Consider the following 18097-nt stretch of genomic DNA (forward strand, 5'->3'; position numbering starts at 1 on the left):
ATTTATTCAGATTGTTAATACAGTAGGTTTGGAGGGGCCACTTGTTAGGGGTTCATAATCAATTCTTAATCAAATTTGTCATGCTTAATAAAATTATCAAATTCTTTCTCGAGAATAAGCTCGTTACTGTTCTCGTATTGCTACTCATTGTAGCCTGGGGCATAGTCACAGCTCCTTTTAACTGGGAAACAAGTTTCCTTCCCCGCGATCCTGTGCCAGTGGATGCCATCCCGGATATAGGTGAAAACCAACAGATTGTTTTTACCGAATGGATGGGTCGTTCCCCGCAAGATGTGGAGGATCAGATTACCTATCCACTTACCACCGCATTGCTTGGCTTGCCGGGCGTAAAAAGCGTGCGAAGTAGTTCGGCTTTCGGCTTTTCCAGCATCTATATCATCTTCAATGAAGATATTGAATTTTACTGGAGCCGTTCCCGTGTACTGGAAAAACTTAACTCCCTTCCCAGTGGCCTTTTACCCATTGGCGTCCAGCCCAAATTGGGGCCGGATGCTACCGCCCTTGGACAGGTGTATTGGTACACGCTGGAAGGCAGGGACAAGGAGGGGAAACCAACAGGTGGTTGGGACCTGCACGAACTCCGCACTATCCAGGACTATTATATCCGTTATGCCCTCACAAGTGTAGAAGGTGTGGCCGAAGTAGCATCCGTGGGTGGCTATGTCAAGGAATACCAGGTGGATGTTGATCCTGCCGCTCTGAAAGCGCATGATGTATCCTTAATGGACGTGATGCAGGCGGTGAGAAACAGCAACATCGATGTGGGAGCCAATACCATAGAAGTAAACAGGGTGGATTACTTTGTCAGGGGGTTGGGCTATGTTAAAGAATTAAGTGATTTGGATGAGGCTGTGGTGAGGGTTGTGGATAATGTGCCGCTTCGTATCAAAGATATCGGTAAAGTAAATATAGGTCCTCAACCACGTAATATGAGTGGTTTATTGGACAAGTCAGGTGCCGAAGCTGTTGGAGGAGTGGTAATCGCACGTTATGGGGATAATCCGCTCAAAATCATCAATAGTTTAAAGGAGGAAATCGAAAAGATAGCCGTTGGCCTTCCCTCTAAAACGCTCGTAGACGGAACGGTATCCAAGGTTACTATAGTCCCATTTTATGACCGCACCGGATTGATTTATGAAACGCTCGGCACACTCTATGAAGCCATAAGTTTACAGATACTCATTACCATTATTGTCATCATCGTGATGCTGTACAACCTGCGGGCCTCTATCATGATATCCGCCTTATTACCACTGGCCGTGCTCATGGTTTTCATTTTCATGAAATACGTAGGAGTAGATGCCAATATTGTCGCCCTGTCAGGGATAGCCATTGCGATTGGCACGATGGTCGATCTGGGGATTATCCTCAATGAAAATATTCTGCGGCATATGGATGAAGTGCCCGAAGGCCAATCCAAACTTAAAACCGTTTATGATGCCACCACCGAGGTTGCCTCGGCAATTCTTGCTGCGGTTAGCACCACCATAGTAAGTTTCTTACCTGTCTTTACACTTCAGGCAGCAGAAGGCAAGCTGTTCGGCCCGCTGGCCTATACCAAGACATTTGCTTTGATATCTGCCTTGATTTTCACGCTTATCATCATGCCTGCCTTTGCCCACTGGATTTTCTCCATGAAAAAAGGAAAGGGGAGATTTGGGCAATATTTCAACTATTTATTGGTCATTTCAGGCCCTATCTTAGCGTTTACAGTTTGGTCTTGGGGCGGCTGGGTACTTTTTGGTTTCGGACTGATCAACATACTGCTTCACCATTATCCAGAGAAGTTCGCAAAACATCGTAACTTAATGCTGGTCGGTTTTACCGTGGTGGCGGTAGCGTGGCTGCTAACAGTCGAATGGGTGCCATTAGGCGTTTCCAATAGTATATTGACCAATTTTCTTTTCATCGGGATAATTATTGCCTTGGTTCTGGGCGGATTTTCCATATTCATAAAGTTTTATCCTAAGATATTATTATGGTGTCTTGATCATAAAGCGATTTTTTTAACCCTGCCAGCCATAATTTTATTGATTGGAGTCAGTATTTGGCTGGGTTTTGATAAAGTATTTGGCATCATTCCAAAGGCTACAGAAAAGGTAGGATGGAATATAAGGGAAAGTTCTGCATGGTCAGGAATGACAGAAATTTTACCGGGATTGGGCAAAGAGTTTATGCCTTCGCTTGATGAGGGTACTTTTCTCCTTATGCCGACTTCCATGCCCCATGCAGGTGTGGAGGAAAACCGCCAGGTATTACAAAAGCTGGATATGATGGTCACGGCTATACCGGAAGTAGATATGGTGGTGGGGAAGGCGGGAAGGGCAGAAACGGCTATCGACCCTGCCCCTATATCTATGTTTGAAAACACCATTAGCTACAAGAGTGAATATGTCTCTGATATTAATGGAACCAAACTCCGGTTTAAAATCAACAAAGACGGACACTTTGAGCTTTCAAATGGAGAAATTTACAATCATGAAACCATGTCTCCTGAGCAGCTCAATGTAAAGCTGCTTATTCCTGATCCTAAAGGCGAATACTTCCGCCAATGGAGAGACCACATCAAAACCCCAGATGATATCTGGAATGAAATTGTGGGTGTGGTCAATATTCCGGGAGTAACATCTTCACCCAAGCTACAACCTATTGAAACCCGGCTTGTCATGCTGCAAACCGGCATGCGGGCACCTATGGGTATAAAAGTCTATGGTCCAGATCTCGCAACAATAGAAGGATTTGGACTTCAACTGGAGAAATATTTGAAAGAAGTCCCTTCTGTTAAATCTGAAGCTGTTTTTGCAGATAGGATTGTTGGGAAACCCTATTTGGAAATTGATATTGACCGCGTACAAATTGCAAGGTACGGATTAAGCATAAGGGACGTCCAGGATTACGTGGAGACGGCCATTGGTGGTATGCAAATTAGTACTACCGTAGAAGGAAGGGAGCGTTTCCCTATCAGGGTTCGCTATGCCCGGGAGTGGAGGGATGACCCTTCAGCCATTGAAACCATGCAGGTACCCACTCCTACCGGATCTTACATACCTTTAGGCCAATTGGCGGATATTACTTACCGGCCCGGCCCTGAAATGATCCGTGGGGAGAACAGCTTTTTGGTTGGCTATGTCCTACTGGACAAAAAGGCGGGATTTGCAGAGGTAACGGTTGTGGAAGACGCTCAGCGCTATTTGAAGGAGAAAATAGATTCCGGGGAATTGTCTGTTCCTGCCGGGGTGCGCTACGTCTTTTCAGGAAGTTATGAAAATCAGATCAGGGCTGAAAAACGGTTGGGCATAGTAGTCCCGCTCTGTTTGATCGCTATCTTCCTGATCCTGTATTTTCAGTTCAGAGCAGTATCTACCACTTTGTTTGTGTTCTCGGGAATTGCTATGGCATTTTCCGGTGGCTTCCTCATGCTTTGGCTCTATGGCCAGGGATGGTTCATGGATTTTTCGGTCTTTGGCACCAACATGCGGGAGCTTTTCCAGATGAAAATCTACAACCTGAGTGTGGCAGTTTGGGTAGGCTTCATAGCCTTATTCGGCATTGCCACAGACGATGGTGTGGTAGTGGCCACTTATCTGGATCAAAGCTTTAAAAAGCGCACTCCTGAAAATATTAAGGAAGTGCGTAGGGCAGTGCTGGAAGCAGGGATGAAAAGAGTGAGACCCTGCCTTATGACTACAGCTACTACCTTATTGGCCTTGTTGCCGGTACTCACCTCCTCAGGTCGGGGTTCAGACATCATGATTCCAATGGCCATTCCTTCCTTCGGGGGAATGGTGGTTGCATTGATCACCTTGTTGGTAGTTCCGGTGCTTTATAGTTGGTGGGCAGAGCGTAAGCTTAAACGCAATCCCGAAGTATTTACAGAATCATAAATCAAGGAAATGAAAAAAATAGCAATCATATTCCTGTTGCTTTTAGGCGTTCAGTTCACAAGCTTTTCACAAAGCCTGGATGAATACCTGAAAATAGCAGCCGAAAACAACCCTGAGCTAAAAGCTTACTTCAATGAATATCTGGCCGCTTTGGAAAAAGTACCACAGGTTGGGTCACTGCCTGATCCGGAACTGGATATGGGCTTTTTCCTTAGACCAATGGAATTCACTATGGGTAATCAAAGAGGTCAGTTACAGTTGATGCAGATGTTCCCATGGTTCGGTACGCTGAGTGCCAGAAAGGATGAGGCAAGCAAAATGGCCTTGGCACGGTACGAAGTGTTTCAGAATGCCAAATACAGTTTGTTTTATCAGGTAAAAAACACCTGGTATCAACTATACAGGCTGGAAGAGGAAATCCGCATTACGGAGGAAAACCTCGGCATTCTCAAACAGTATGAGCGGCTGGCACTCATCCGCTTTCAGAGTGCAGGTTCAGGTTCAGGTACCGGTTCTACCGGTATGCAGGGAACTTCAAACATGAGCAGCGGTACCTCCACTTCATCAGCAACTTCAATGGGTGGAATGAGCAGTGGAATGAACAGCGGTACTACTGGTAAAAGCAGCCCAAAAGGCGGGTCTTCAATGGGTTCTTCCCCATCAATGAGCGGAGGTGGGTCCGGCATGAGTGATGTACTCAGGGTAAGAATTGAAATCAAGGAGTTGGAAAATACTAGTGCCTTGCTGCAAGACACCCGACTGCCCTTAAAAGCCGAATTCAATCAGTTGCTTAACCGGAATGTCAATGAAGAGGTTGCGATTGCCGATTCATTGAGCTTATCAGTAATAATATGGGAACGTCAGGCATTGCTGGACAGCATTACGCACAACAATCCCATGGTGAAAATGCTGAATGCTGAAGAGGAAGCCTACGAGGCTCAAAAAAGGATGGCAAAGCTTGAGGGAAGGCCAATGCTGGGAGCAGGTGTTAATTACATGCCTTTTAGTCCACGAACTGAGAATGGAGTGTCAATGGGGGGTGATGACATGGTTATGCCCATGGTGAGGTTGACTATTCCCATCTACCGCAAAAAGTACAACGCCATGCAAAAAGAAGCCGAATTGAGGCAAACGGCAGTAAAAGAGCGCAGGGAGAACACCGTCAATCAGTTGACCACCCGATGGTCAACCGCTCTGCGGGATTTGGACGATGCAAACAGGAGAACAAAGCTGTACAGGGAGCAAACCGACCTGGCCAGGCAAACCCTGAACCTGCTGATGGCCAGCTACGCTACGGACGGACGGGATTTCGAAGAAGTGCTGCGCGTACAACAGCAATTACTCGATTTTCAATTGAAACTGATCACTTCAATAGTAGATCAGCACATAACCATTTCCATGCTGGAAAACCTGGCAGCAACAGAACTGAATTAATGACGCTTTAAAATTTAAAAAAATGAAAAATTTTCTCAAAAATAAAAAAGTCCTTTTCGCATTGCTGCTTGCATTGGTATTGGGAGGTCTTATCGGATGGCTAATCAAAGCATCAAATAATCAAACTAAAGCATCAACGGAACATCAGCATACCGAAACAACTGATGAAGTGTGGACTTGCTCCATGCACCCACAGATAAGACTATCAGAGCCAGGAAGTTGCCCAATTTGTGGGATGGATCTGATCCCTGCAACATCCCAGCGCTCAACATTAGATGAAAATCCTCTGGTACATGAAATGACCCCTCAAGCAATAGCTATGGCCAATATCCACACTTCAAGGGTTACGGGAGTGTCTCCTGAAGGGGAGCTTTTTCTAACCGGAAAAGTGAAGGCCGATGAACGCCAATTGGCTTCTGTTACGGCCAAGTTCCCGGGACGGATAGAACAGCTTTTTGTCAATTTCACGGGCCAGGTAGTACGGCAGGGAGAAAGGCTAGCCACCATTTATTCACCGGAATTGGTCACAACGCAAAAGGAACTTTTAGAAGCTGCTTCTACGAAAGCTACTTATCCGGAGCTGTATGATGCGGCCAGGGAAAAACTTCGCTTGTGGAAACTGAATGAAAAGCAAATTGACGCCCTTGAAAATTCTAGAAAGGTGCAGGACCAATTTGACGTACTGGCCGACAAAGCAGGTATCGTAACCCAGCGAAACATCGCTGTTGGCGACTATGTGAGTACAGGCTCGGTTTTGTTCGACGTGGTAGATCTCAGCAGGGTTTGGATAATGATCGATGCGTATGAATCTGATCTTCCATTTGTGAAAATGGGTGATGAAGTCAGCTTCACGGCTGCAGGGATTCCCGGCCAAACCTTCACAGCAAAAGTCACCTATATTGATCCGGTGATCAACGCCAACACCCGTGCAGCATCCGTTCGTGCAGAGGCTTCCAACGGAAGCGGTGAGCTGCGGCCTGAGATGTTCATCAATGCCCGCATCCGTACCACCTTGCGCAAAGGCCAGTCATCGCTGGCCATACCCCGTACGGCTTTACTCTGGTCTGGCAAACGCTCTATTGTATATGTAAAAGTGCCAGAAACAGAATTTCCTGCCTTCGAAATGCGTGAAATCACCATTGGCCCACGCATGGGCGAAATGTGGCTGGTGGAAGTTGGCCTGGAGGCAGGGGAGGAAATCGTCACCAATGGTGTATTTGCCATTGATGCCGCTGCCCAGCTTTCCGGCAACTACAGTATGTTAATGCGTCCCGAAACAAAAACGATGGACGTGCCCCAGGCATTTCGTCAGCAGATCACAGCTGTTGCTGATGCCTACTTCAAGGTGAAAAATGCATTGGTAGAAGACAGTTCTGAGGAAGCCACTTCGGCTTTGAACGAAGTGGAAAATGCCATTACCCAAGTGGAAATGCGAAACCTGAAAGGAAAAGCACATGACCATTGGATGGCCTTGAAAGAGCAATTGACCGGAGCTATTCAAATGATGAAGGAGGCCAAAGATTTGGAAACGCTGCGTCAACATTTCTCTATGCTTTCGCAAAACATGCTGGAAATAACCGAATCATTCGGATTGGAAAAAGAAAAGGTGTACAAGGATTTCTGCCCGATGGCTTTTGACAATAAGGGTGCTTTCTGGCTGAGCGAATCCGAAGAAATCCTGAATCCCTATTTTGGAGAAACAATGGTCTCCTGTGGAGAAGTAAAAAAGACGTACCTGAAAGGACAAAAGGTCTTTGAAGAGGGTGGCCCTGCTAAGCAGCAATCTGCCGGAGGGCATAATCACTAAAATGACTCATTGAATCAAATGTAAAAAAAAGTAATGAAATCCTTGAAGTTCATCAGGCAATTGGTAATCAAATCAAGTCCGACCATCCTATTTATTGGTGCAGTCTTTTTGCTCTATGCGGTATTGATGCAGTACATGAACCACAGCAGTAGTTAGATGTTGATCCTTGTCGTATTTCTGGCACTTGTCAAGGTAGTGTTCTTCACCTTCTATACGTTCAGGCAAATGCAGGCAGTGATTAATAGCTGTGCATTTATAGGTGAAGTACTATTCACATTTGGCTTGCTGGTTGTACTGATGAGCTTCTCATTTGCTACGGATTTCTCCTGTCTGGCAGGCTTTGACAAGCACTCATTTGAGGGATTAAACAATGATGAAAACCTGTCCTTTTGGAATGGGCTGTTTGATTACTTATACCTAAGTGTTGTCACTTTTACCTCGCTTGGTTATGGCGATATAGTGCCGGTTTCCATACCAGCCAAACTGCTTGTCATGATGGAGGTGGGGCAGAGTTTTCTGCTGGTGATTTTCGGGCTTTCAAATATCAAATCGATACAAATCAAAACAACAACCACAACGCCATGACCGGTTGCTACAAAACAGGAGATGAAGCGTCTCCAGCTAAAATAAAAGTATGGTTGGGCCGAGCGGCCTGGAGGATTGCGATCCTCTTGGTTATCGGTGTGACCTTGATTCAAGTATTTAACCATTAAACAAATAGAAAAATGAAGAAAACAATGATCATGCTATGTCTGGCTTTAGTAAGCTGGGGAGCAAACGCACAACACAACCACGGTGGCCAGGCCGTGCAACAGGAGATTATCCAAACAAAACCGTTGTTCAAGTCGAAAGAAGTAACCAAGGCCTATCAGGCTTATCTTGATGTAAAAGATGCTTTGATAGCTGCCGAAGCGGGAAAGGCACAAAAAGCAGCTCAAAGTCTTTTAAAGACCCTTAAAAAAATGGACAACAGTGAGCAGGCTCGGGCAGAGGCTGCAATAATAGCATCTTCAACTTCTCTGGGAGCCCAGAGAAAATCCTTTGCAGCCCTAAGCGATGAGATGACCGCACTCGTAAAAAACGGTCAATTATCTATGGGTGTAGTATATGTTCACTTCTGTCCTATGGCCAATGGTCTCACCGGAGCTAACTGGCTTTCAAGCCAACAGGAAATAGTAAACCCGTACATGGGAGAAAACATGAAAAAATGCGGTAGTGTCAAAGAAACCATTCAATAATAATTAAGTCCTGCAGAATATGGGTTGGGCAACCCCAAAACTTGTTCAACCCATTGGCAGGCACTAACAAAAACGATTAAGATGAAAAAGTCAATTAACATAATTTGGATGGCTTTTGTAAGTATAGCTTTTATTTCATGCAATTATTCCGTAGGGAAAAATCAAGATGTTCATGAGGTTGTTCAGCAGGAAATTCTCAAAACGGAAAAGCTGGAAGCAAACTACCAGGTTGGGGATCATGTTCCAAATGAATTGGTGTGTATGGTCAACAACGCCTATATGGGTAAATCTCAAATGCCTGTACCTGTTAATGGTAAAACATACTATGGCTGTTGTGAGATGTGCGTGGGAAAGCTAACTAATGAAGAAACTTCCGCATTTCAATAGATCCATTCAGTGGTGCCACGGTAGATAAAGCCACTGCATTTATAGTCCTCCAGCATGAAAATGGAAATGTGGCATATTTTGAATCTGAACAAAATTACAAGTCGCACATTAGTAAATAAGACGGAAGGTTTTTCCAACCAAGACCTTTATTTTTTAGTTAACTGAAGAATATTTTAAAAAAATGAGAGAAGTTAAGGCATTTGTCAGGCATGAAAGACTCAATGAAGATATAAAGGGACAGCGCAATAAAACTTTAAAAGTATAACGATAATTGAAGTAGAAGGGACCGGCAGCATTACCAGTCGTAAAGCACAACCATCCTTTAATTTCACTGTCACTCATAATAAAATGGCCAAGTTAGAATTGGTCTGTAAGCAGGAAGATGTTCAAAATATTGTTGAGATTATCAACAAGAATGGCAGTACAGGAGAAATAGGAGACGGTATAATTTACATCACTATGGTGGAAGAAATTTTCAAAGTGACAACAGGAGAAAGCAGTCGGTATGAACTTTAGATTTTAGGAAGACAAAGTTTAAAACTGCAGCCTCCAAATAAGGCGTGGCATGGCAACGTACAGAAAATGTAGAAGAGAACAAAAAAAAAGGTTGAAAGAGAGAAACAAAAAGCCTTCTAAGAGAATAACTACGACGGACAAAATTGTTGCTTTCCTATCCTTTCTTATAATATTCCTTTTGGCAGTTTACGGAGCTTTTCTAAGAGATACGTGATCTTTTTTATTCGCATCCTACCTTTAAAGGTGGTATTTTTTAAAAGTTTATTTCAAAGAGGTGGCATAATATGATATATATCATATTATGGATTACGAGAATGTTTTAAATTCGAAGAAGATTAAATTACTCTGGTAATACAAAACTCGGCCACACGATAACTTTTACAACTAATGGACCGGAAAACTTTGTCCCCTGGGAATTGTCGTCGTGACAATGAATAAAAAAATTGTAAAAATCAATTCTAAAATTTCAAAGTAATGAATAATATACTCGTACCAACTAATTTTTCTAAAAACTGTAGAAAAGCTGAAGAGCTGGGCATAAAAATGGCTAAACTTTACAATGCAGAGATTCACTTTTTACACTTGATGAACACTCCTGTAGACTGGGTCAATTTAGATAAACAAAAAGAACTCAGGTATCCAGAAACTGCAAGAAATATAGGAAGTGCAAGAGCAGATTTGAGAGAACTTGAGAAACAAGCGGAACGAGAGGGATTAAGATGTAGAGTTTTTCTGGAATTTAACGGAGACCTTGATAATATTCTAAATCACAGTGGTCATTTCAAACATGATTTTATAATCACCGGGAGCAGTGGTACCAAAGGTGGAATTCGAGAGCTGTTGGGAAGCAACGTGGAAGAAATAGTAAGAAAAGCGGATGTGCCTGTAATTGTGGTCAAAGACCAGGAGGTGTGTTTCCCTTTTAAGAATATTTTGTTCGTGTCTAATTTTGAGGAAGATGTAACAGAAGCTTTTACGCGGGTAAAGTCAATTGCTGATAAATGCCTTGCCCGAATCCATTTATTAAAGGTAAACACAGAGAAGAATTACAACAATATCGAGTCAGGCTTAAAGCCTTTACAGAAATTTGTTGAAAAATTCCCCAGTTTGAAGGATTACTCATTGAATGTGTACAACGAACCTGGCGTGGAAAAAGGTATCAATAACTATCTGCAGTACAAAAATGCCGATTTGATCGCGATGTGTACCCATGGGCGCACAGGGTTTTTGAGTCTTTTCTCCAGTAGTACTGTAGAAAAGGTAACAAATCATTCAGACTTGCCGGTGATGACTATTAGGATAGAGCGATGAGAGGAGCGGCACAAATCAGGAAGTACTCAGGAGAATTGGAAGCTTTTGACATAAGTAAGCTCCAAAAATCTTTAAATCGCGCCGGAGCCGATAGCAATCAGGTGAAAACAATTTCTAAAAAGGTGCAGGAAGAAATTTTTGATTGGATAAGTTCAAAACAAATATACCAGGTGGCATTTAAAATGCTTCAAGACCATTCTCGTGTTAATGCATCAAAATACAAATTAAAAAAAGCTTTGATGGAGTTGGGCCCCTCCGGAGATCCATTCGGAAGATTGTGGGAAAATTACTGGACGCTGAGGGCTTTCAACCCGAGGTTGGGGTCGTGGTCCAAGGGCATTGTGTCTCGCATGAAATCGACGTCATCGCAGAAAAGGAAAACCGTCACTACATGATAGAATGTAAGTACCATAGTGACCAGGGGAGAATTTGTAATGAAAAAATTCCTTTGTACATCCAGTCGAGATTCCTTGATCTAAAAGAACAATGGACACGCCAGCAGGGATACAAAGAGAAAATTCACTAGGGCGCAGTTTATAATAACACCCGGTTTTCGAAGGAGGCAATTCAAGGACCGAATAGACAGCGCAGGTCTGCATCCGGTAACAGCCCTTGTAAATCTTTCTAAGGCAGAAAAAGTAATACTACTGAAAAAGGAATTGTGCTATGCAGAGAACTACAGGAGAATCCCAGCGTACTTAAGGAAATGAATGTTGGTGAAAATGGGTTGATCAAAATTTTAGAAGATTCGAGGAAACTCTGTGGAGTCAAAGAAACGGTTTGGCATGACTAATAAAAACCTCACCACACCTGATGTTTAAAATACATTCCTTCAACTACAATGATTTGGATTGGGAATGGGTTCATTAAAGTTGTAATAAATGTTAACTAAAATAAAAATCATGAAATCACTACTAATTGTTTTATCGGCCATTGGACTTTTAAGCTTAAACAGTTGCAAGTCAACCTTCAATGCAACCGAGACATTGCAGGTTGAAGAAAATAGAACTGCCATTTATCAAGAAATCATTTCAAACCCTGTTCAGTTAACCAATTTCCTCAGTGAGGTACAAAAAAGCGAGGAGGCCAAAAAGATATTGATGAAAGTTCACATGGAACAGATGGAATCTGGAAATATGAAAATGATGATGGAGAAAAACCCTGAAATGAAGGAAAAAATGCAATCCCATTTTCAGATGATGATGGAAAAAAATCCGGAAATGATGCAAAAGATGCAATCAAAAGTGCTCAATAAAATGATGGAGAGTGAAAAGGGACGTGAAATGCTGATGGATGAAATCCATAACAACAAAATGATGACTAATCAGATGAAAACGAAGATGATGCAAATGATGAATGAAAACCCAGAAATGATGAAAGAAATGATGCAAAAGATGATGGAGAAAAATCCTGAAATGAAAGAGAAGATGAAAGAAAAAATGAAAAATAAAGGACAATAAATCCCTGCCCTAAAGATTGGTATAACTACAATTCAAAACCATTTATCAACTATTAAAACTATATAATTATGATGATGTGGTCGTGGATATTGATACCGGTTGTTCTTGTATTGGTCGTATTTCTGTACAATAGAAATAATAGACAAAACACAGAGAAGAATGAGAATCCAATGGATATTCTGGACAGGCGTTTCGGCAGTTAAAGATGGTAACAATAAAATCGAAAAAGAGATGAGGAGCGAGGACTGTATAGGATCCTGTAATTAATGATGGAAGAAAACGGCGTAAATAGGGCAAATATGCATACAAATTAGTACAAAATGTAAATTAAATAAAAACAAATGAAACTTATAATAATCACTGTTATTCTTTTAGCATTGGCAGTTGCTGGAATAGCTATAAAAATTTGGGCTAAAAGGGATGGTAAGTTTGCAGGAACCTGTGCAAGCCAAAACCCTAAGCTCAATAAAAATGGCGAGCCCTGTAGTTTTTGTGGGAAAACGCCTGAAAAGTTTAAAGACTGTGATGAGCCTCAACATACTTAATGGGCAATGTTCAAGTGTCAAAATTGATACTTCAGAACGAGGCCCCAAAGACTGTTACAGATGTTTTAAAAACTAAACTAAAAATTGATAACAATGAAAAACAATCACTGGATATGGATGGTCATCGGTTGTGGCCTACCACTACTGATCATTTTTTTAGCGCCATCTTTTGGTATAGGCGGAGGCTCTTCTCTGTTCATTTTTATTCTTTTTATGTTCGCTATCCATATGTTTATGCCGCACGGGTCTCACGGCCACGGAGGGCACAAACACAATAATGGAAACCCTAATGGTCACGACCATACTCAAAAGCACTCAAACGATGATTCAACAGAAAAAACAAAAGAAAATCAACATCATTAAAAACTAAATACAATGAAACAAAATTTTCAAATTAACGGAATCAGTTGCGGTGGATGTGTAGCAAGAGTAAAAAAGACTTTGGAAGAACATCCCAACATCGAAAAGGCAGAAATCTCGCTAACGCCAAAAGGCACTACAAAAATTACTATGAACGAATCCCTTTCGGTTGCCGAACTACAAAAGCAGCTTGATAGGCTCAATGGTTACACAATTACAGCAATTTAACAATAACAATTTAAAAACTAAAAATTATGTATCTATATGACGGACATTTTGGAGGAATGCACCTAGTATGGTGGATTATATGGATCATATTTCTTGCCTGGATATTCTTTATCCCGGCAGATATTCCATATCAAAGAACAAAGAAAGACAGTCCTCTGGATATCCTTAAAAAACGCTATGCAAAAGGCGAAATATCTAAGGAAGAATTTGAAGAATCAAAAAAGGTTTTAACCTCAGACAACTAATCTAAACTTATAAATCATGTATCGTTTAAACGTAAAAAAACTCGGATTTGCCTTCGGCCTTACGGGAGCACTAATTTATTTGGGATGTATGATCGTAATGGCAACAGCAGGACAGGATGGAACAATTACTTTTTTCAACAGCCTAATACATGGTTTGGACACTACCAGCATTATTAGAATGGATGTACCATTGCTGGAAGCGTTCTTTGGCATTATACAAACGTTTATTTTAGGTTGGCTTATAGGTGCTTGCATTGGTGCTTTTTATAATGCGCAGATAAAGTTAAAAGAGTAAAATAAGACTTATGCAGAACGTCTGGTTTATATGGTCGTTAATAATTTTGGCACTTTGGGCAATAACCTATTTGTCAAAAAAGGGGCATAGAAAAGAAATGCTCAAAATGAGCCTTATTACTATGCCCTTTGGGTTGACAGAACCCTTGTTTGTGCCGGAATATTGGTTTCCACCCTCGCTGTTTGATTTGGCCAAGAAAACCGGCTTTGACATTGAGAGTCTCATTTTCTCTTTCGCTATTGGTGGTATCGGGACGGTATTGTATAACCTTATATTCAAAAAAAACCTGGCAGAAATACCACAAGGCGAAAGAAGTCATAGCATGCACCGATTGCATATTTATATCCTCTTTGTTCCAGTGATTGTATTTGTTTTACTGGCGTTTTTCACGCCACTTAATCATATTTATTGCGGCACCATTGCATTATTTTCGGGAGGTTTGGCAACATTGTACTGTCGCCCGGATTTAAAAGGAAAGATATGGGTTGGCGGATTCTTGTTTACCCTACTGTACGTCATTTATTTTGGAAGCATCTTGCTGTTCTATCCGCAATATGTGGAGTTGTACTGGAACCTCGAAAACCTGACACATATCCTTGTTTTGGGAATCCCAGTTGAAGAATTATTGTTCGCCTTCACCTTTGGGATGTACTGGTCTGGATTGTTTGAACACTTCTATTGGCGGAAACTTATACACTTAAATAAAGCGCGTAATTAATTCGCAGTATCCAGCAACACACTTCAAATGTTCAGTAATGATTGTAAAAGAAAAAGAAAAAAAATGAACCGATACCTAATGGTAAAAGATATTGTATGAAAAATAACAGCGCACTTAACAACTCAATGGATTCTACTTGTATGGTAGCAGATGAAATCTGTATTCCAGATTCCAAATTCCCACGAATAGTTGTCATTGGTGGAGGGTTTGCAGGTTTGGCTTTGGTAGAAAAACTAAGACATCAAAAGTTGCAAGTGGTGTTGTTCGATAAAAATAACTTTCATCAATTTCAACCTTTGTTATACCAAGTGGCTACAAGCGCGTTGGAACCGGATAGTATAGTATTTCCATTTAGAAAGCAATTCAATGGCTACAAAAATGTAGTATTCCGTTTGGTTGAAGTAGAAGAAATTCAACCCTCTTCAAATGTGATAATAACCAACAAAGGAAATGTTAATTACGATTATTTGGTGTTGGCTACAGGCACAAGCACCAATTTCTTTGGGTTAGACAAAATAGCCCAAAACAGCTTGGGAATGAAAGATATTCGCGATTCCCTAAACATCCGCCATATGATGTTGCAAAATTTGGAACAGGCGGCCATTACCTGTAACGATGAAGAACGGGATGCACTGACCAATTTCGTTATCGTTGGCGGTGGTCCGGCAGGTGTAGAAATGGCAGGAGCCTTGGCTGAATTCCGTAAATATATTTTACCGAAAGATTACCCGGAATACCCTTCTTCTATAATGAACATCTATTTGATTGAAGCCATTGATGAGTTGTTAAGCACGATGTCAGACAAAGCCTCATCAAAAACACTAAAATATTTGGAAAATTTGAATGTAAACGTATTACTCAATGAATCCGTAAGTGATTATGACGGGGCACAGGTTATCACAAAAAGTGGCAAGTCCATTTTGGCTAAAAACCTCATCTGGACAGCAGGTGTAAAAGGACAGTTCCCAAAAGGCATTGACGAGAAACACGTGGTTAGAGGTAACCGTATCAAGACCGATAGCAATTTAAAAGTAGAGGGCTACGAAAACATATTCGCCATAGGTGACATCGCAGCTATAATTACAGAAGAAACACCAAAAGGACATCCTCAGGTAGCCCAAGCAGCCATTCAGCAAGGCAAATATCTCGGTAACTCAATACTGAATATCATAAAAGACAAACCAATTAAACCTTTCCAATATAGCGATAAAGGTTCATTAGCAACAGTAGGAAAACGCAAGGCAGTGGCAGATTTGGGTCAATTCAAATTTGCTGGATATTTCGCCTGGTTACTTTGGTCTATCGTTCACTTGATGTCCATAAGTGGTTTTAGAAACAGATTGATGGTTGGTTTTAATTGGGCGGTAAGCTATTTCACGTATGAAAAGAGCAACCGCGTGATTATTAGGAATTTTAAAAATAACAACACTATAGTAAAGCCTAAAGCATCCAATCTCGAAACAATTTCAAAAAACAATAATTAAATTTTAAAATATATGAAAAAAATAGCAGTAATAGGCTACGGAGTCATTGGAAAAAGAGTGGCAGATGCCATTCATCTACAAAACGATATGAAGCTCACGGGAGTGTGCGATGTTATTAGTGATTGGCGCATTCAAAATGCCGTAAGAAAGGAGTACAACATTTATGCGGCTACCGAAGATGCCGCTGATAAAATGAAGGCTGAAGGAATTTCAGTAAAAGGCAATATTCAGGAACTTTTAAAGAAGGTAGATTTAGTCGTGGATTGTACCCCGAAAAATATCGCTGCCCAGAATATAAAAATGTATAAAGAAATAGGAATCAAATTTATAGTTCAAGGTGGAGAAAAACACGAAACTACAGGTCACTCCTTTAGTGCCGAGAATAATTACAAATCGGCTATAAAACTAAATGCTACAAGGGTTGTTTCCTGCAACACTACCTCTATCTTAAGAACATTGACCGCTTTAAAAAGAGCCAACTTACTCGATTATGCAAGAGGTACACTATTAAGAAGGGCAACTGATCCCTGGGAAAGCCATCTCGGTGGTATTATGAACACTATGGTTCCCGAAAAAGACATTCCGAGCCATCAAGGACCGGATGCTCAAAGTGTTGACCCTGATTTGGATGTAATAACTACGGCAGTAAAAGTACCGGAGACTTTAAGCCATATGCACTACTGGAATGTAAAGTTGAAAAAGCAGGTGACAAAAGAAGAAGTGCTGAATGTTTTTAAAACCACCAGCCGCATTAAATTGATTCGGTACGATCAAGGCCTTGTTTCAAATAACACCATTAAGGAAATGTTTCTGGATATGGGACGACCCTGGGGCGATATGTATGAAGTAGCCCTTTGGGAAGATATGCTAAAAGTTGTGGGCGATGAACTGTTCTATGCCTATGTAGTAGATAATCAAGCGATTGTAATCCCTGAAACTATCGATGCCATTAGGGCACTTACCGGAATTGAAATGGATGGAGCAAAATCTATTGCCAAAACCAATGAAAGTTTAGGAATACATTAAATTTTATTGAAATGCAAATAGATAAAAACATATCAGAGATTTTAGGAGATAAAGCATCCTTTTATTTGGAGCACACTTGTGAAAAAATAACAAAGGATGAGTTGCAAACCCCAAGCAAGCACAGTATAGACAAGGTGTTTGGTAATAGCAACAGAAATCCGCAGGTACTGCGAAGTCTTGCCCAATTGTACAATCACGGAAATCTGGCAGGCACGGGTTATTTAAGTATCCTTCCGGTCGATCAAGGCATTGAGCACAGTGCAGCCTTTTCGTTCTATAAAAACCCGGATTATTTTGACCCCGAAAATATTATAAAACTCGCTATTGAAGCTGGCTGTAATGGTGTGGCATCCACATTTGGGGTATTGGGATTGAACGCTCGAAAATATGCACATAAAATTCCGTTCATAGTGAAAATTAACCACAATGAACTACTTACCTATCCCAATAAATATGACCAAACACTATTTGGAAAAGTAAAATCTGCGTGGGATATGGGTGCTGTTGCCGTAGGTGCTACCATTTATTTTGGGTCGGTGGAAAGTAACAGACAGCTCAAAGAAATTGCCGATGCTTTCGAAGAAGCCCACAATTTGGGAATGGCAACCATTTTATGGTGTTATACACGCAATGATGCATTTAAGACTGAAAAAGAAGACTATCACGCTGCTGCCGATTTAACAGGACAGGCCAACCATTTGGGCGTTACCATTCAGGCAGATATCATCAAACAAAAATTACCGACCAATAATTTTGGGTTTAAAGAAATAGGATTTGGAAAATATGATGATGAAATGTATAAAAACCTTACCACAGACCATCCCATTGACCTATGCAGGTTGCAAGTTGCCAATTGTTATATGGGTAAAATAGGATTGATTAATTCCGGTGGTGGTTCCAAAGGCGAATCAGATTTTGTCGAAGCGGTAACAACTGCTGTCATCAATAAAAGAGCTGGTGGCTCTGGTTTGATAATGGGTCGAAAAGCATTTCAAAAACCATTCGCTAAAGGGATTGAACTATTAAGATTGGTGCAAAAAGTCTATTTGGACGGTAACATTAGTATTGCATAAAAAAGTAAAAATCACACCTTCTTAGAAGGTGACTTTTGAAAACCCAATAGGTGCAAACTGATGGA

The 18097-nt window shown here is 41.3% G+C and carries 20 protein-coding genes; 19 read left to right on the forward strand and 1 reads right to left on the reverse strand.

Annotated features, from left to right (window positions below; translation table 11 throughout):
• The first annotated feature begins 80 nt into the window (after positions 1-80).
• Genes FHG64_RS12840 through FHG64_RS12850 form a run of 3 tightly spaced genes read left to right on the forward strand, consistent with a single transcriptional unit; the run spans position 81 to position 7146 of the window.
• Entirely contained in the window at positions 81-3905 is a 3825-nt protein-coding gene (locus tag FHG64_RS12840; protein ID WP_139066783.1) for an efflux RND transporter permease subunit, read from the forward strand.
• Positions 3906-3914: 9 nt separating this feature from the next.
• Positions 3915-5339, forward strand: coding sequence for a TolC family protein (locus tag FHG64_RS12845; protein WP_139066784.1), 1425 nt, complete (start codon positions 3915-3917; stop codon positions 5337-5339).
• 22 nt (positions 5340-5361) lie between these two features.
• Positions 5362-7146 carry an efflux RND transporter periplasmic adaptor subunit gene (locus FHG64_RS12850; RefSeq protein WP_139066785.1) on the forward strand — a complete coding sequence of 595 codons (1785 nt, stop codon included), beginning with the start codon at positions 5362-5364 and terminating at the stop codon, positions 7144-7146.
• 87 nt (positions 7147-7233) lie between these two features.
• Here the strand turns inward: FHG64_RS12850 and FHG64_RS19210 are convergent, their stop codons facing one another.
• Positions 7234-7371, reverse strand: coding sequence for a hypothetical protein (locus tag FHG64_RS19210; RefSeq protein ID WP_168191357.1), 138 nt, complete (start codon positions 7369-7371; stop codon positions 7234-7236).
• Between FHG64_RS19210 and FHG64_RS12855 the strand changes: the two genes are divergently transcribed.
• From FHG64_RS12855 to FHG64_RS12930, 16 genes are all read left to right on the forward strand, one after another.
• Positions 7372-7731, forward strand: a complete 360-nt coding sequence (locus FHG64_RS12855) for a potassium channel family protein (protein WP_168191358.1) — start codon at positions 7372-7374, stop codon at positions 7729-7731. It abuts the gene before it with no gap.
• 140 nt (positions 7732-7871) lie between these two features.
• Positions 7872-8384, forward strand: coding sequence for a DUF3347 domain-containing protein (locus FHG64_RS12860; protein ID WP_218937517.1), 513 nt, complete (start codon positions 7872-7874; stop codon positions 8382-8384).
• Between the two features lie 81 nt (positions 8385-8465).
• Positions 8466-8771, forward strand: a complete 306-nt coding sequence (locus FHG64_RS12865) for a hypothetical protein (RefSeq protein WP_246054093.1) — start codon at positions 8466-8468, stop codon at positions 8769-8771.
• A 294-nt stretch (positions 8772-9065) separates the two neighbouring features.
• A complete protein-coding gene (locus FHG64_RS12870) occupies positions 9066-9287 on the forward strand; it encodes a P-II family nitrogen regulator (RefSeq protein ID WP_246054379.1) in 222 nt (73 codons plus the stop codon).
• A gap of 474 nt (positions 9288-9761) precedes the next feature.
• Positions 9762-10598, forward strand: coding sequence for a universal stress protein (locus FHG64_RS12875; protein WP_139066787.1), 837 nt, complete (start codon positions 9762-9764; stop codon positions 10596-10598).
• Positions 10595-10993, forward strand: coding sequence for an ATP cone domain-containing protein (locus tag FHG64_RS19615; RefSeq protein WP_246054095.1), 399 nt, complete (start codon positions 10595-10597; stop codon positions 10991-10993). Before FHG64_RS12875 ends, FHG64_RS19615 begins: the two co-directional genes overlap by 4 nt.
• Before the next feature lie 507 nt (positions 10994-11500).
• Positions 11501-12058 carry a hypothetical protein gene (locus FHG64_RS12885; protein WP_139066788.1) on the forward strand — a complete coding sequence of 186 codons (558 nt, stop codon included), beginning with the start codon at positions 11501-11503 and terminating at the stop codon, positions 12056-12058.
• Between the two features lie 341 nt (positions 12059-12399).
• Entirely contained in the window at positions 12400-12603 is a 204-nt protein-coding gene (locus FHG64_RS12890; protein ID WP_139066789.1) for a membrane or secreted protein, read from the forward strand.
• 93 nt (positions 12604-12696) lie between these two features.
• A complete protein-coding gene (locus tag FHG64_RS12895; RefSeq protein WP_139066790.1) occupies positions 12697-12966 on the forward strand; it encodes a hypothetical protein in 270 nt (89 codons plus the stop codon).
• 12 nt (positions 12967-12978) lie between these two features.
• Positions 12979-13191, forward strand: coding sequence for a heavy-metal-associated domain-containing protein (locus FHG64_RS12900; RefSeq protein WP_139066791.1), 213 nt, complete (start codon positions 12979-12981; stop codon positions 13189-13191).
• Between the two features lie 26 nt (positions 13192-13217).
• Positions 13218-13436, forward strand: a complete 219-nt coding sequence (locus FHG64_RS12905) for an SHOCT domain-containing protein (RefSeq protein ID WP_139066792.1) — start codon at positions 13218-13220, stop codon at positions 13434-13436.
• A gap of 16 nt (positions 13437-13452) precedes the next feature.
• Positions 13453-13731 carry a DUF5676 family membrane protein gene (locus FHG64_RS12910; protein ID WP_139066793.1) on the forward strand — a complete coding sequence of 93 codons (279 nt, stop codon included), beginning with the start codon at positions 13453-13455 and terminating at the stop codon, positions 13729-13731.
• A gap of 10 nt (positions 13732-13741) precedes the next feature.
• Positions 13742-14449 (forward strand): lycopene cyclase domain-containing protein, encoded by a 708-nt coding sequence (locus FHG64_RS12915; RefSeq protein WP_139066794.1) that lies wholly within the window; start codon positions 13742-13744, stop codon positions 14447-14449.
• A gap of 95 nt (positions 14450-14544) precedes the next feature.
• Positions 14545-15933 (forward strand): NAD(P)/FAD-dependent oxidoreductase, encoded by a 1389-nt coding sequence (locus FHG64_RS12920; RefSeq protein ID WP_139066795.1) that lies wholly within the window; start codon positions 14545-14547, stop codon positions 15931-15933.
• Between the two features lie 12 nt (positions 15934-15945).
• Entirely contained in the window at positions 15946-16959 is a 1014-nt protein-coding gene (locus FHG64_RS12925; protein ID WP_139066796.1) for a type II glyceraldehyde-3-phosphate dehydrogenase, read from the forward strand.
• A gap of 11 nt (positions 16960-16970) precedes the next feature.
• Positions 16971-18032 (forward strand): class I fructose-bisphosphate aldolase, encoded by a 1062-nt coding sequence (locus tag FHG64_RS12930; protein ID WP_139066797.1) that lies wholly within the window; start codon positions 16971-16973, stop codon positions 18030-18032.
• Positions 18033-18097 lie beyond the last annotated feature (65 nt).

Origin of the sequence: Antarcticibacterium flavum (assembly GCF_006159205.1) — a bacterium.
Lineage (GTDB): Bacteria > Bacteroidota > Bacteroidia > Flavobacteriales > Flavobacteriaceae > Gillisia > Gillisia flava.

Bases quoted from the DNA above. Each gene is read 5' to 3' on its own strand.
- FHG64_RS12840 (WP_139066783.1), top strand. From the start codon at position 81: ATGCTTAATAAAATTATCAAATTCTTTCTCGAGAATAAGCTCGTTACT.
- FHG64_RS12845 (WP_139066784.1), top strand. From the start codon at position 3,915: ATGAAAAAAATAGCAATCATATTCCTGTTGCTTTTAGGCGTTCAGTTC.
- FHG64_RS12850 (WP_139066785.1), top strand. From the start codon at position 5,362: ATGAAAAATTTTCTCAAAAATAAAAAAGTCCTTTTCGCATTGCTGCTT.
- FHG64_RS12855 (WP_168191358.1), top strand. From the start codon at position 7,372: ATGCAGGCAGTGATTAATAGCTGTGCATTTATAGGTGAAGTACTATTC.
- FHG64_RS12860 (WP_218937517.1), top strand. From the start codon at position 7,872: ATGAAGAAAACAATGATCATGCTATGTCTGGCTTTAGTAAGCTGGGGA.
- FHG64_RS12865 (WP_246054093.1), top strand. From the start codon at position 8,466: ATGAAAAAGTCAATTAACATAATTTGGATGGCTTTTGTAAGTATAGCT.
- FHG64_RS12875 (WP_139066787.1), top strand. From the start codon at position 9,762: ATGAATAATATACTCGTACCAACTAATTTTTCTAAAAACTGTAGAAAA.
- FHG64_RS19615 (WP_246054095.1), top strand. From the start codon at position 10,595: ATGAGAGGAGCGGCACAAATCAGGAAGTACTCAGGAGAATTGGAAGCT.
- FHG64_RS12885 (WP_139066788.1), top strand. From the start codon at position 11,501: ATGAAATCACTACTAATTGTTTTATCGGCCATTGGACTTTTAAGCTTA.
- FHG64_RS12890 (WP_139066789.1), top strand. From the start codon at position 12,400: ATGAAACTTATAATAATCACTGTTATTCTTTTAGCATTGGCAGTTGCT.
- FHG64_RS12895 (WP_139066790.1), top strand. From the start codon at position 12,697: ATGAAAAACAATCACTGGATATGGATGGTCATCGGTTGTGGCCTACCA.
- FHG64_RS12900 (WP_139066791.1), top strand. From the start codon at position 12,979: ATGAAACAAAATTTTCAAATTAACGGAATCAGTTGCGGTGGATGTGTA.
- FHG64_RS12905 (WP_139066792.1), top strand. From the start codon at position 13,218: ATGTATCTATATGACGGACATTTTGGAGGAATGCACCTAGTATGGTGG.
- FHG64_RS12910 (WP_139066793.1), top strand. From the start codon at position 13,453: ATGTATCGTTTAAACGTAAAAAAACTCGGATTTGCCTTCGGCCTTACG.
- FHG64_RS12915 (WP_139066794.1), top strand. From the start codon at position 13,742: ATGCAGAACGTCTGGTTTATATGGTCGTTAATAATTTTGGCACTTTGG.
- FHG64_RS12920 (WP_139066795.1), top strand. From the start codon at position 14,545: ATGAAAAATAACAGCGCACTTAACAACTCAATGGATTCTACTTGTATG.
- FHG64_RS12925 (WP_139066796.1), top strand. From the start codon at position 15,946: ATGAAAAAAATAGCAGTAATAGGCTACGGAGTCATTGGAAAAAGAGTG.
- FHG64_RS12930 (WP_139066797.1), top strand. From the start codon at position 16,971: ATGCAAATAGATAAAAACATATCAGAGATTTTAGGAGATAAAGCATCC.